Annotated in this window: 10 protein-coding genes; 6 read left to right on the top strand and 4 right to left on the bottom strand. The window is 71.1% G+C overall.

The features are described from left to right. Window positions 1-105: 105 nt before the first annotated feature. The gene (locus tag AB0H82_RS27945) at window positions 106-369 is read right to left on the bottom strand and encodes a WhiB family transcriptional regulator (RefSeq protein WP_016642094.1); all 264 of its coding nucleotides are present in this window, start codon (window positions 367-369) and stop codon (window positions 106-108) included. A gap of 652 nt (window positions 370-1021) precedes the next feature. Between AB0H82_RS27945 and AB0H82_RS27940 the strand changes: the two genes are divergently transcribed. The 3 genes from AB0H82_RS27940 to AB0H82_RS27930 are packed head-to-tail and all read left to right on the top strand — an operon-like array spanning window position 1022 to window position 3850. Beyond that, on the top strand, window positions 1022-1537 hold the full coding sequence (locus AB0H82_RS27940; protein WP_362997428.1) for a cysteine dioxygenase family protein: 516 nt from the start codon (window positions 1022-1024) through the stop codon (window positions 1535-1537). Window positions 1538-1571: 34 nt separating this feature from the next. Continuing rightward, window positions 1572-2528 (top strand): 2-phospho-L-lactate transferase, encoded by a 957-nt coding sequence (gene cofD, locus AB0H82_RS27935; protein WP_362997426.1) that lies wholly within the window; start codon window positions 1572-1574, stop codon window positions 2526-2528. Then, window positions 2525-3850 carry a coenzyme F420-0:L-glutamate ligase gene (locus AB0H82_RS27930; protein WP_362997424.1) on the top strand — a complete coding sequence of 442 codons (1326 nt, stop codon included), beginning with the start codon at window positions 2525-2527 and terminating at the stop codon, window positions 3848-3850. Before cofD ends, AB0H82_RS27930 begins: the two co-directional genes overlap by 4 nt. 231 nt (window positions 3851-4081) lie before the next feature. On the opposite strand, the gene AB0H82_RS27925 is transcribed toward AB0H82_RS27930, so the two are convergent. From AB0H82_RS27925 to AB0H82_RS27915, 3 genes are all read right to left on the bottom strand, one after another. Continuing rightward, the gene (locus tag AB0H82_RS27925; protein ID WP_362997422.1) at window positions 4082-5086 is read right to left on the bottom strand and encodes a DNA-3-methyladenine glycosylase 2 family protein; all 1005 of its coding nucleotides are present in this window, start codon (window positions 5084-5086) and stop codon (window positions 4082-4084) included. Window positions 5087-5133: 47 nt separating this feature from the next. Then, window positions 5134-6216 (bottom strand): NDP-sugar synthase, encoded by a 1083-nt coding sequence (locus tag AB0H82_RS27920; protein ID WP_362997420.1) that lies wholly within the window; start codon window positions 6214-6216, stop codon window positions 5134-5136. 113 nt (window positions 6217-6329) lie between these two features. Then, the gene (locus tag AB0H82_RS27915) at window positions 6330-7841 is read right to left on the bottom strand and encodes a peptidoglycan recognition protein (protein ID WP_362997418.1); all 1512 of its coding nucleotides are present in this window, start codon (window positions 7839-7841) and stop codon (window positions 6330-6332) included. Between the two features lie 137 nt (window positions 7842-7978). On the opposite strand from AB0H82_RS27915, the gene AB0H82_RS27910 reads away from it, so the two are divergent. The 3 genes from AB0H82_RS27910 to AB0H82_RS27900 all read left to right on the top strand — a co-directional run bounded on the left by AB0H82_RS27910 (window position 7979) and on the right by AB0H82_RS27900 (window position 12655). Beyond that, the gene (locus AB0H82_RS27910) at window positions 7979-8728 is read left to right on the top strand and encodes a TIGR03089 family protein (RefSeq protein ID WP_362997416.1); all 750 of its coding nucleotides are present in this window, start codon (window positions 7979-7981) and stop codon (window positions 8726-8728) included. Between the two features lie 672 nt (window positions 8729-9400). Then, a complete protein-coding gene (locus AB0H82_RS27905) occupies window positions 9401-10672 on the top strand; it encodes an LCP family protein (RefSeq protein WP_362997414.1) in 1272 nt (423 codons plus the stop codon). Window positions 10673-10897: 225 nt separating this feature from the next. Then, window positions 10898-12655, top strand: coding sequence for an LCP family protein (locus AB0H82_RS27900; RefSeq protein WP_362997412.1), 1758 nt, complete (start codon window positions 10898-10900; stop codon window positions 12653-12655). Window positions 12656-12664 lie beyond the last annotated feature (9 nt).

Here is a 12664-nt window from a genome sequence, read left to right as displayed (position 1 = left end):
GCCCGCCGCCTGTGGATAACCCACGGGTGACGGGCCGTTCGTCGCGCTTTGTTCGAGGGAGATGTGTGGCGAATCGGTCGTCGGCACGCGGGGTGAGCGTGGCGCTCAGACCGCGGCCTTCTTCAGTCTGCGGCGTTCTCGCTCGGACAAGCCGCCCCAGATGCCGAAACGTTCGTCGTTCGCAAGTGCGTACTCAAGGCATTCCGAGCGGACTTCACAGGCGAGGCAGACCTTCTTGGCCTCGCGCGTGGAGCCGCCCTTCTCGGGGAAGAAGGACTCGGGGTCGGTCTGGGCGCACAGTGCGCGCTCCTGCCAGCCGAGTTCTTCGTCCGCGTCCTCGACCAGCAGTTCCTGAACCAGCTCGGTCATGTGCGCCCCTCGTCTGTCTGTGCGTCCCCGTGGTGCGGCCGTCACCGGTTTCGGATGAACGACACGAGTGAAATTACAAGTGCGCCGATCCGGGCCAGTCAAGCCGAGATCTGCTATTGGGCCCCTTATTCACTCTGCGGAACCAAGGGTATGCGGAAAGTGTTCAAATCGGCATAAACCATGACACCCTCGATGACCCGTCCGGCGCCCCGCCAACGAGTTCCCCCGAAACGCGATCTCAGTCAGGTCTCGCTCGGGTCACATCAGGGAGGACGTCGATGTTTGAGTGCCGGTTGCTGCGCCATGTGTCCGGAGGGTCGGCTGCACAAACCTTTCGCCTGACAGAACAACCGGATGAGGTGAAACATAGCCCACATACTGGACATCGAGTTGACAGCTATAGGTGTGAGCCGCTCTTCTGGTGGGCATGCTCGCGAACCTGGCTCTTTCGATGACCCGCACCTGCGGTTCCATCGGTGCTGCCCACGCGCGCTGTCGCTGTTCCTGCTCCAGCTGTTGAGCCCATCCAGCTGTTGAGCCGCACGTCTCTTTGCCTGCCGCACCTCGTTTGCATGCCGTGCCTCGCTCGTACGCAGAGGCGCACCCTCCTTCGCGACACCCCAGCACTCTTACGTTGAGGAACCACCGCACCATGAACAGCGACAGCGACCTCCAGATCGCCGGCGACATCCTCGAAGTCCCGCACCTCCTGCAGCCCGCCCGCGAGCACCCCGCCACCGTGGCCGAGTTCGTCGGCCTCGCCCGCACCATCGCCGCCGACCGCTCCCAGTGGGCCCACCTCGTCCAGTACGACGCCACCAGCCGCTGGTACCACCGCCTGCGCACCGGGCCCGGCTACGAGGTGTGGCTGCTCTCCTGGGTGCCCGGACAGGGCAGCGGCCTGCACGACCACGGGCGTTCCTCCGGTGTGCTCACCCTCCTTGAGGGTGAGCTGACCGAGCGCACGGAGCGGGGCACCAGGGCGCTCGGCGCTGGCGCCCAGCGCGTCTTCGCCCCGGGGTACGTCCACGAGGTCGTCAACGACTCCCTGGAACCGGCCGTCAGCCTGCACATCTACTACCCCGGCCTCACCGAGATGCCGATGCACGCCGCCCGGTGCGCCGCCTCCGTCGCCCCGGACGCCGCGGAGGATGTCGTAACCGCCTGACGCGGTGTCGTACCCGCCTGACATGCTGGGGGCCATGCGCATTGTGGTTCTGGCCGGCGGCATCGGCGGCGCCCGATTCCTCCGCGGGCTCAAGAAGGCCGCGCCCGACGCGGACATCACGGTCATCGGCAACACCGGTGACGACATTCACCTGTTCGGACTGAAGGTCTGCCCCGACCTCGACACCGTGATGTACACCCTCGGCGGCGGCATCAACGAAGAACAGGGCTGGGGGCGTACGGACGAGACGTTCAAGGTCAAGGAAGAACTCGCGGCGTACGGGGTCGGACCCGAGTGGTTCGGCCTCGGCGACCGGGACTTCGCCACACACATCGTGCGGACGCAGATGCTCGGCGCCGGATATCCGCTCAGCGCCGTCACCGAGGCGCTGTGCGAGCGGTGGCAGCCCGGAGTGCGGCTCATCCCCATGTCCGACGACCGCATCGAGACGCACGTCGCCGTCACGATCGACGGCGAGCAGAAGGCCGTGCACTTCCAGGAGTACTGGGTCCGGCTGCGCGCCTCCGTGGACGCGCACGCCGTGGTGCCCGTCGGCGCCGAGCAGGCCAAGCCCGCGCCCGGCGTCCTGGCGGCCATCGCCGAGGCCGACGTCGTGCTCTTCCCGCCGTCCAACCCCGTCGTGAGCGTCGGGACCATCCTCGCCGTGCCGGGCATCCGCGAGGCCATCGCCGACGCGGGCGTGCCGGTCGTCGGCCTCTCCCCCATCGTCGGCGACTCCCCCGTGCGGGGCATGGCCGACAAGGTGCTCGCCGCCGTCGGCGTGGAGACCAGCGCCGCCGCCGTCGCCGAGCACTACGGCAGCGGACTGCTCGACGGCTGGCTCGTCGACACCGTCGACGCGGGAGCGGTGGACCGGGTGGAGAGCGCCGGCATCCGGTGCCGCGCCGTTCCGCTGATGATGAGCGACATCGACGCCGCCGCGCAGATGGCCCGCGAGGCCCTCGCCCTGGCTTCGGAGGTACGCGCGTGACGGCACCGTCCTACCGGGTGTGGGCCGTCCCCGGACTGCCCGAGGTGCGCGAGGGCGACGACCTCGCCAAGCTCATCGCGGCCGCCGAGCCGACGCTCGCCGACGGGGACGTCGTCCTGGTCACCTCCAAGATCGTCAGCAAGGCGGAGGGGCGGATCGTCGAGGCGGCCGACCGTGAGGCGGCCATCGACGAGGAGACCGTGCGGGTCGTGGCGCGGCGCGGGCCCCTGCGCATCGTCGAGAACCGGCAGGGGCTCGTGATGGCCGCAGCCGGTGTCGACGCGTCCAACACCCCGGCCGGGACCGTGCTGCTGCTGCCGACCGACCCCGACGCCTCGGCCCGTGCCGTACGGGAAGGGCTGCGGGGCGCGCTGGGAGTGGACGTCGGCGTCATCGTCACCGACACCTTCGGGCGGCCCTGGCGGGCCGGGCTCACCGACGTCGCCATCGGGGCCGCCGGAGTGCGGGTCCTCGACGACCTGCGGGGCGGTGAGGACGCGTACGGCAATCCGCTGAGCGCGACCGTCGTCGCCACGGCGGACGAGCTCGCCGCGGCGGGAGACCTCGTCAAGGGCAAGGCGGCCGGGCTGCCCGTCGCCGTGGTGCGGGGGCTGCCGCATGTGGTGGGCGGCGGTGTGGAGCCCTCCGCGGAGGGCTCCGTGGACGAAGGGGCCCGGGCCTTGGTGCGGGCCGCGCGGGACGACATGTTCCGGCTCGGGACGTCCGAGGCGGTGCGGGAAGCGGTGACGCAGCGGCGGACCGTGCGGGAGTTCACGGACGACGAGGTCGACCCCGGTGCCGTGCGGCGGGCCGTCGCCGCGGCGGTCACCGCGCCGGCGCCGCACCACACGACGCCCTGGCGGTTCGTCCTCCTGGAGTCCGCCGCGTCGCGGATCGAGCTGCTCGACGCGATGCGGGACGCGTGGATCGCGGATCTGCGGCGGGACGGCAAGTCGGAGGAGTCCATCGCGAAGCGGGTGCGGCGCGGGGACGTCCTGCGCCGGGCGCCCTATCTGGTGGTGCCCTGCCTGGTGATGGACGGCTCCCATACGTACGGGGACGCGCGGCGGGATGCCGCCGAGCGCGAGATGTTCGTGGTCGCGGCGGGGGCCGGAGTGCAGAACTTCCTGGTCGCACTGGCCGGGGAGCGGCTGGGGTCGGCGTGGGTTTCGTCGACCATGTTCTGCCGGGACGTCGTGCGGGAGGTGCTTGGGCTGCCGGGGTCTTGGGACCCGATGGGGGCGGTTGCTGTGGGGCATCCTGTGGGGGCGCCGGGGGCGCGGGGGGAGCGGGTCGTGGAGGACTTTGTTGTTGTTCGGTAGGGGACGTGCGGGGGTGGGGGCGGGTGTTTTGCGCAGTTCCCCGCGCCCCTGAGGGTGGGTCCTCCCGGGGCGCTTTCGGGTGCGGGTCGTGGGTTTTTTTGCGCAGTTCCCCGCGCCCCTGAAGGTGGCCCCCCCGGAGCGTTGTCGGGTGCCGGTCGTCGGGTTTTTTGCGCAGTTCCCCGCGCCCCTGAAGGCAGTTTCTCGTGCCTCTGAGGGGGCGCTAAGGGGTGGTTACCAGGCTGCGATGTTTGTTTTGCGCATGCGGGGGGCCCTGCGGGGTGGGGTGTGGCCGGTGAGGTAGATGAGGCGGGTGGCTCGGTGGCGTTGGCCCTCGTAAGGGGTGAGGAGCGCGAGCATCTCGGGGTCGGTGGCGTCGCGGTTGTCGGCCAGGGCGTAGCCGACGATGCCCGGGAGGTGGACGTCGCCGACCGTGACCGCGTCGGGGGCGCCGTTGCTGCGCTGGACGGTTTCCGCCGAGGTCCAGGGGCCGATGCCCGGGATCAGTTCCAGGCGGGCCTGGGCCTGTGGCGGGTCCATGGCTGACGCCTCTTCCAGGCGGGCCGCGCAGGACACCGCACGCAGGATCGTGGAGGCCCGCTTGTTGTCCACGCCCGCCTTGTGCCACTCCCAGGAGGGGATCAGGGCCCAGGTGCGCGGCTCCGGCATCACGTGCATGCGGGCCTGCGCGGGGGTGGGGCCGGGCGCGGGCTCGCCGTACTTGCGGACCAGGAGGCGCCAGGCGCGGTAGGCCTCGTCCGTCGTGATCTTCTGTTCCAGGATCGACGGGATCAGGGATTCCATGACCAGTCCCGTACGGGTCAGCCGCAGGCCGGGCCGCCGGTGGACCGCCGCGGCGATCAGGCGGTGGCGCGGGACGAACGCGCCGGGGTCGTCCGACGCGCCCAGCATCGCGGGCAGCCGGTCGAGGAGCCAGGTCGCGCCCGGCCCCCAGGCCTCCGCCTCCACGGAGCCGGAGCGCAGGGCGACCCTGAGGGTGCCGGCGCCCTGCGGCGTGCGGCTGGCGCGCCAGACCGAGCCGTCGGGGGTCGTACGGAAGGTGGGGTCCGCCGGGCCGCGGCGCAGCGGGCCGAGGGTGAGGCCCAGGTCCAGGGGGTACGGCGGCCGCCAGGTGCGGGTGTGCGAGGGCACCGCAGGGCTCGGGACACCGCCGGGTGTCGGCGTTTCGCCGCCGCGCACGGTGGTGCGGGTGGGGCGCGGGGCGAAACGGGACGACATCTGTATGAGGGTAGGGGACGGCGGGCCGGATTCGGCCCGGTAGCGCTCTACTGGTCCGAGGAGAAGCGGACCGCGCCCGCCGGGAGCGTGGCCCCGCACCAGACGCGGACGCCTTCGCGCAGTTCGTTGTCGGCGCCGACGGTCGCTCCGTCGCCGATCACCGTTCCCGAGAGCACCGAGCGGGCGCCGATCCGCGCGCCCGCGCCGATCAGGGAGTCCGTGACGACCGCGCCGGGTTCGACGACCGCGCCGGCGAGGATCGTGCTGCCGGAGATCCGGGCGCCCTCGCCGACGCTCGCGTTCTCGCCGACCACTGTGCCGCCGGTGAGCTTCGCGTCGGGGGCGACGGTGGCGGTGGGCAGGACCAGGCGGTCGCCGCAGCGGCCGGGGACCGCCGGGGAGGGGGCGCGGCCGAGGACCAGGTCGGCCGAGCCGCGTACGAACGCCTGGGGTGTGCCGAGGTCCAGCCAGTACGTCGAGTCGACCATGCCCTGGAGGTGGGCGCCGGAGGCGAGGAGGCCGGGGAAGGTCTCACGTTCGACGGAGACGGGGCGCCCGGCGGGGATCGTGTCGATGACCGAGCGGCGGAACACGTACGCGCCCGCGTTGATCTGGTCGGTGACGATCTCCTCGGGGGTCTGCGGCTTCTCCAGGAAGGCGGTGACCCTGCCCGACGGGTCGGTCGGGACCAGGCCGTAGGCGCGCGGGTCGTCGACCTTCGTGAGGTGCAGGGAGACGTCGGCGCCGGACTCCTCGTGGGTGGCGACGAGGGCGCGGATGTCGAGGCCGGTGAGGATGTCGCCGTTGAAGATGAGGACCGGTTCTTCGGGGTCCGAGTGCAGGCGTGAGGCGACGTTGCGGATGGCGCCGCCGGTGCCGAGGGGTTCGGTCTCCGTGACGTACTCGATGTGGAGGCCGAGCGCCGAGCCGTCCCCGAAGTACGGCTCGAAGACCTCGGCGAGGTAGGAGGTGGCGAGGACGATGTGGTCCACGCCCGCCGCGCGGGCCCGCGCCAGCTGGTGGGTGAGGAACGGGACGCCTGCTGCCGGGACCATCGGCTTGGGGGTGTGCACCGTGAGGGGCCGCAGCCGGGTTCCCTTGCCGCCGACCAGGAGGATCGCTTCTGTCACCTGTCGTCTCTGCTTCCTGCTGGGGCCGGCCGAACTTGGGTTTCGGCCGGCCAGTGTATGCAGACGGATGTGCAGATCGTGCAGTTCGTGCAGTTCGCGGGGTGCGTCGGAGCTCAGCGGCCCTGGAGCCGGGCCGAGGTGGAGCGGGCCGTGCCGAGCTTCTGGTACAGGCGTCTACCGGGGCACTCGGTGCGGAACCCGTCCCGATGTCCGGAGATCACCCGGAGCCGGACTTTCCTGCCTTTCTTGTGCAGATTGCCCCCACCCGACTTCAGGTATGTGGTGCCGCGCGGATTGCCGCCGTACAGGCCGAGCTTCCACGCGGTCAGCCGGGCGATGGCTTTCACGGCCGCCTTCGGCGGGTTGACGGTGCTGTACGAGCCGATGACGGCGATGCCCGTGCTGTTGCTGTTGAATCCGAGAGTGTGGGCCCCGAGGACCGGCTTGGCCACACCTCCGGCACGTCCTTCGTAGATGTTTCCGCACTTGTCGACCGCGAAGTTGTAGCCGAGGTCACGCCAGCCGCCGCTCTTGACGTGGTAGCGGTAGATGGAGCGCAGCACGGAGCCGGCCTGGGAGCAGCGGTAGTGGTTGCCGGACGCGCTGTGGTGCACGAAGGCGACCTTCACGGTCTTCGTGTACGCGAAGTTCTTCTCGCGGAGTTTCTCGTTGGCGCCCCAGCCCTTGCGCGTGATGATGCGCGGGCGCGGGCCGACGTACGGGCGCGCCTTGCCGACGGCCTCGGGGCCGCCGCGGGCGGCGATCAGGTCGTCCTCCGTCTGCCGCTTCGTCAGTTCGGGGATGGCCGCGGCGTCGAGGGGTGCGAGGTCGGCGTTCACGGCGGAGGCCGCGGCGCTCTCGGCGGACACGACGCTGGTCCGCGGCGCGTCGAGGACCTGGGTGGCGCCCTGGGGCGGGGGCTCGTCGCCGGGGTCGACGAGTTCCAGGCGCAGCCCTTCGGGGAGCAGGCCGGTCGGGGAGGGTGCGGTGGCGGTGTCCGCATGGGGCAGTGCGGTGCCGGTGCCGGTATCCGGGAGGGCGGTGTCGGTATCGGGGCGTGCGGTGTCGGTATCGGGGCGTGCTGGGTCGGTATCGGGGCGTGCTGGGTCGGTGCGGTTCGTGGGAGCGGGCCGTTCCGCTCGTACGCGGATCTCGACGCCGTCCGAGGCGCCGACCCACAGGGGTGCGGTCGAGCCGCGGACCGCGCCGGAGCCGCGTTCGGGGGTGCCGGGGTCGGCGGCGTGTTCGTGGTTGTGTGTCTCGACGCTCTGCCAGCCGGACCAGGTGGTGGTGCCGACCGCGCGGGTACGGACCTGGACGGTGCCGTGCAGGTCCACGTCAGGGTCGTTCCAGACGACGCCCACCAGGGAGAAGGGGCGGACGTCGCGCCGGGCCAGGCCCTGCTCCTGGGCCCCGGTCGGGCCGAGGGAACGGTCGGAGCCGAGCGGGGCGAGGGGGAGGGACTGGGTGGTGCCGGGGATCGCCTCCGCGGCGGGACCGGCCGGCCCGGCGGCCGACGGTACGCCGGAGGTCGCGGCTCTGGCGCCGGACGCCGGCAGGGTGAGGGGCAGGGCAAGGGCGGCCGCGCACGTGACGCCGATCGAGGAAGCTAGAAGTCCACGCATACAGCTGATCGTTGACATAACGGCACATATCTGTCCATTGGGAAACTGACGGGCCGTCGGCCCGGAGCGGGTGATCCGGCGGTCCCGCTCCCCCGCCACGCCGGGGGGCGCGCGGGCGCCCGCGTACGCTTGCGCCCGTGAACGCCAACGACCGCACCCCTGCCGACCTGCTGCGATCCGCGCTCGCCTCGGACCCGGGCCGCCCCCTAGTCACCTTCTACGACGACGCCACCGGTGAACGCGTGGAATTGTCCGTGGCCACCTTCGCCAATTGGGTGGCCAAGACCGCCAATCTGCTCCAGGGCGATCTCGCCGCCGAGCCCGGCGACCGGGCCGTCCTGCTGCTGCCCGCGCACTGGCAGACGGCCGTGTGGCTGCTCGCCTGTTCGTCGGTGGGCGTGGTCGCGGACGTGGGCGGCGACCCGGCGTCGGCCGACCTCGTCGTCAGCGGACCCGACTCGCTCGACGCCGCGCGCGCCTGCTCCGGGGAGCGGGTGGCGCTCGCGCTGCGGCCGCTCGGCGGGCGCTTTCCGCAGCCACCGGATGGCTTCGCCGATTACGCGGTCGAGGTGCCGGGGCAGGGGGACCGGTTCGCGCCGTACGCGCCGGTGGATCCGGACGAGGTCGCGCTCGCCGTCGGCGGGACGGAGCTGACGGGGGCGGAGGTCGTGGCGCGGGCCCGCGTGGACGCGGAGGGGTTCGGGCTGGGGCCCGGGGAGCGGATTCTTTCCGGGTTGCCGTACGACTCGTGGGAGGGGCTGAGTGCGGGGTTGTACGGGGCGTTGGCGGTGGGGGGGTCTGTGGTGTTGTGCCGGCGTCTGGACGTTTCTGAGGAGGGGTTGCGGAAGCGGGTGGCGGATGAGCGGGTGACGGTCACCGTGCGGTGACTGGCCGGGGGCCTTGGGCGGTTCTTTTCGGGTGCGGGTGCGCTGTGGCTGGTCGCGCAGTTCCCCGCGCCCCTGAAATGCCCCCCGGCTCGTCGCACGCCGCAGGCCGGTTCGCCTGCCGGTCGTGCCCACGCGGCGCCGCCCCGCGCCCCCGGGACCGGCCCCCCGGCTCGCCAGCTGCCGCAGGGCCCTCTTTTCGGGTGCGGGTTCGTTGTGGCTGGTCGCGCAGTTCCCCGCGCCCCTGAAATGCCCCCCGGCTCGTCGCACGCTGCGGGCCGGTTCGCCTGCCGGTCGTGCCTACGCGGCGCCGCCCCGCGCCCCGGGACCGGCCCCTCCGCTCGCCAGCTGCCGTAGGGACCTCTTTTCCGGTGCGGGTGCGTCGTGGCTGGTCGCGCAGTTCCCCGCGCCCCTGAACTACCCCCCCCCGGCGCAGCCGTACGCGGCACAGGCCCGCCCCCCTGAGCTCCCCCCACCCCACCCCTCCCGTCCCCCATTCAGCGCACGCCTGGTGCGGGTCCGGAGGCCGGTCGGGGGTTGGGGGGTCATGGTCGTAGTGCGGGCCATGCATCTACGCAGTCATGAGGGGTGGACGTTCACGTGACCGAGAGCGGTGGGACGCCGGCTGGAGGGGGCGGGGAGGCGGGGGCGTCGGAGGGCACGTACGGGCCGGGGGTGGGGGCCAGTCCCAGTGGGGTGGGGGTCGTCCGGCGCCGGCACCGGTGGCTGCGTTGGACCGCGCTCGGCGTGGCGGTCCTGGTGCTCGGTGCGGGCGGCGTGGGCTGGGTGGCGTACGAGAAGCTCAACGGCAACATCACCAAGGACACGGACGCGGCCGCCGAGCTGGCGCGCTTCGAGAAGGAGCGTCCGACCGCGCTGGTGCGGGGCGCCCAGAACATCCTGCTCCTCGGCTCCGACACCCGGGCGGGGCCGGTCAACAGCAAGTACGGCAGGGACCCCGGCACCCAGCGCTCGGACACCACGATCCTGCTGCACCTGGCCGCCGACCGGCGGAGCGCGACCGCCGTGTCGATCCCGCGCGATCTGATGGTGGAGATCCCTGGTTGTCGCGGCGCGGACGGCTCCCGGTCGCAGCCCCGGTTCGCCCAGTTCAACTTGGCGTTCGCCGTCGGCGGGACGGCCTGCGCCATCCGTACCGTCGAGAAGCTCACCACGATCCGCGTCGACCACCACATGGTCGTCGACTTCGCCGGGTTCAAGGACATGGTGGACGCGGTCGACGGTGTACAGGTCTGCCTCAGAGCGCCTATCGACGACAGCGACGCGCACGTGAAGCTCGCGCCGGGGCTGCGGACGCTCGACGGCGAACAGGCGCTGGGTTACGTACGCGCCCGAAAGAGCCTCGGCAATGGCAGCGACACCGAGCGGATGGACCGCCAGCAGGAGTTCCTCGCCGCGCTCGTCAACAAGGTGCAGAGCAATGACGTCCTGCTGAATCCGACGAAGCTCTATCCGGTTCTCGACGCGGCGACTTCTTCGCTGACGACCGACCCCGCACTCGCGAGTCTGCGGGGTTTGTACGAACTGGTGCGCGGGATGCGCAATATCCCCACAGAACGGGTGCAGTTCCTCACCGTCCCCCGGCAGTCGTACGCCTACGACGCCAACCGCGACGAACTCGTCGAGCCCGCCGCCGAACAGCTCTTCACGCGGCTGCGCAACGACACCCCGGTCGAGGTCGCCCCGCACCGGCCCGCCGATCCCGGCACGGGCGAAAGGCCGGAGCAGCAGGAGCAGCGGGAGCCGCAGGAAGGGCAGGCACAAGAGGATTCCTCCGGAGAAGAGGCTTACGAGGAGGAGTACGGGGAGGAGTACGGGGGCTCCGGTGAGGACTGGAGCGATCAGAAGCCGGACGACCCGTCGCATACGCCGTCCCCCGCGCCGACATTCCGGGGCAACACGGCCGCGCGCTCCACCTGTGAGTAAAACGATCCCCAAGGGAAGGCCGCGCGCCACAAAGAAATAGGGCGGATTGCCCAGTTGTAGGGGAGTGGAATTTGTCACCGGCGTCGCTCGGCGCTGAACTGGGCGGATAGTGTGAGCGATCCGGTGCGCCGGGCCTCTCGGCCACGCACCGCTGGAACGACTGACCGAGCGCCTTCTTGAGGGGGGAAAGGCGCCGCGTGGCCCCGACGGAGGACGCAGAAAACCGTGGACGCGCAAGGCCGTGGGCGGGCAGAGAACATCGACCCCGCAGACCAGTGGGTGCTCAACCCGGACACCGGCGATTACGAACTGCGACTGAGCCCTTCCGCAGGGCAGTCGGCGGTCCCGAAACCCCGTGCTTCGTCAACCCGCCAGGGCGGCCGCGGCCGCTCGGCGCCGGGGCGTGAGCGCCCCCGTCAGGGAGAGCGCGACGAGCGCCGGGAAGTGCCGGGGCAGCGCAGACGGCGCGTCAAGGAGCCGGAGCCGGGGGGCGGTGGCCGGCGCAAGCAGAATCCGCGCAAGTCCAAGGGCAGGAACCAGTCCAAGGGCAAGAAGGTGCTGGTCTGGACGGGCGGCACGCTGGCCTTCCTGCTCGTCGCGGGCTGCACCGGCGGCTACCTCTACTACCAGCACCTGAACGACAACATCACGTCGATAGACGATGACGGCGCGGGCACCGGCGGCTTCAGCAAGGACCGGCCCATCAACGTCCTGGTGATGGGCACCGACAAGCGCAGCGGCAGCGGCAACAAGGGGTACGGCGACGAGGGCAGTGCCGGGCACGCCGACACGACGATCCTGCTGCACGTCTCCAAGGACCGGACGAACGCGACCGCCTTGAGCATCCCGCGCGACATGCTCGTCGACATCCCGGACTGCCCGACGAAGCAGGAAGACGGCAGCGAGAAGGTCATCCCGGGCAGCCAGAACGCCCGCTTCAACGAGAGCCTCGGCCAGAACGACCGCACGCCCAGCTGCACCATGCGCACGGTCACCAAGATCACCGGGATCAAGGTGGACCACTTCATGGTGGCCGACTTCAACGCGGTGAAGACCCTCTCCAGCGCCGTCGGCGGCGTGGAGGTCTGTCTCGCCAAGGACATCGACGACCCCAAGTCGCACCTGAAGCTGCCCAAGGGCAAGCACACGATCGAGGGCGAGGAAGCGCTCGCGTACGTCCGCACGCGCCACTCCGTGGGCAACGGCGGCGACTTGAGCCGGATCGAGCTGCAGCAGCAGTTCCTCAGCTCGCTGATGCGCAAGCTCAAGTCGAGCGACACCCTCTCCAACCCGAAGAAGATGTTCAGCCTCGCGGAGGCGGGCACCGAGGCCCTCACCGTCGACTCCAAGATCGCCGACATCATGAAGCTCAAGAACCTCGGCATGGAGCTCGGCAAGCTCGACATGAAGAACCTGAGCTTCACCACCGTGCCGGTCATCGACACCCCCGGCGAGAAGGTCCACGCCACGGTCGTGCCCGCCCCGGGCAAGGCCGAGCAGCTCTTCGCGATGATGCGCGCCGACGAGTCGCTGACCGCGGTGAAGAAGAAGCAGAAGAAGGAGAAGGCCGCGGTGGCCGCCCGCCTCAAGGGCCCCAAGGCCGACGCCGCCGACGTGCGGGTCGACATCTACAACGGCAGCGGCAAGACGGGCGCCGCTCAGACAACTCTCACGTGGCTGCAGAACACTGAGGGCGTGCTCAAGTCCAGCCAACTGGGGAACGCGCCTTCGGTCATCAAGAAGACGACGCTCGAATACGCGCCGGACCAGGCCGACCAGGCCCGCCGGCTCGCCGACATCATGGGTCTGTCGGGCGGCGCCCTGAAGCCGGGCAAGAGCGTGAAGAACGCGCAGGGTCTCCCGACCATGAAGCTGACACTCGGTGGCGACTTCAAGGGCGCGGGGGTGCCCATTGACGTACCGACGAAGGCGCCGAAGGACCTGAAGAAGGTCGAAGCGGACAAGACTGTGTGTGCCGAGTGACCTGAAGCT

Origin of the sequence: Streptomyces sp. NPDC050732 (assembly GCF_040654255.1) — a bacterium.
GTDB lineage: Bacteria > Actinomycetota > Actinomycetes > Streptomycetales > Streptomycetaceae > Streptomyces.
The sequence above is the reverse complement of the archived record's forward strand: the minus strand, read 5'-3'. Positions and strand labels throughout refer to the sequence as shown.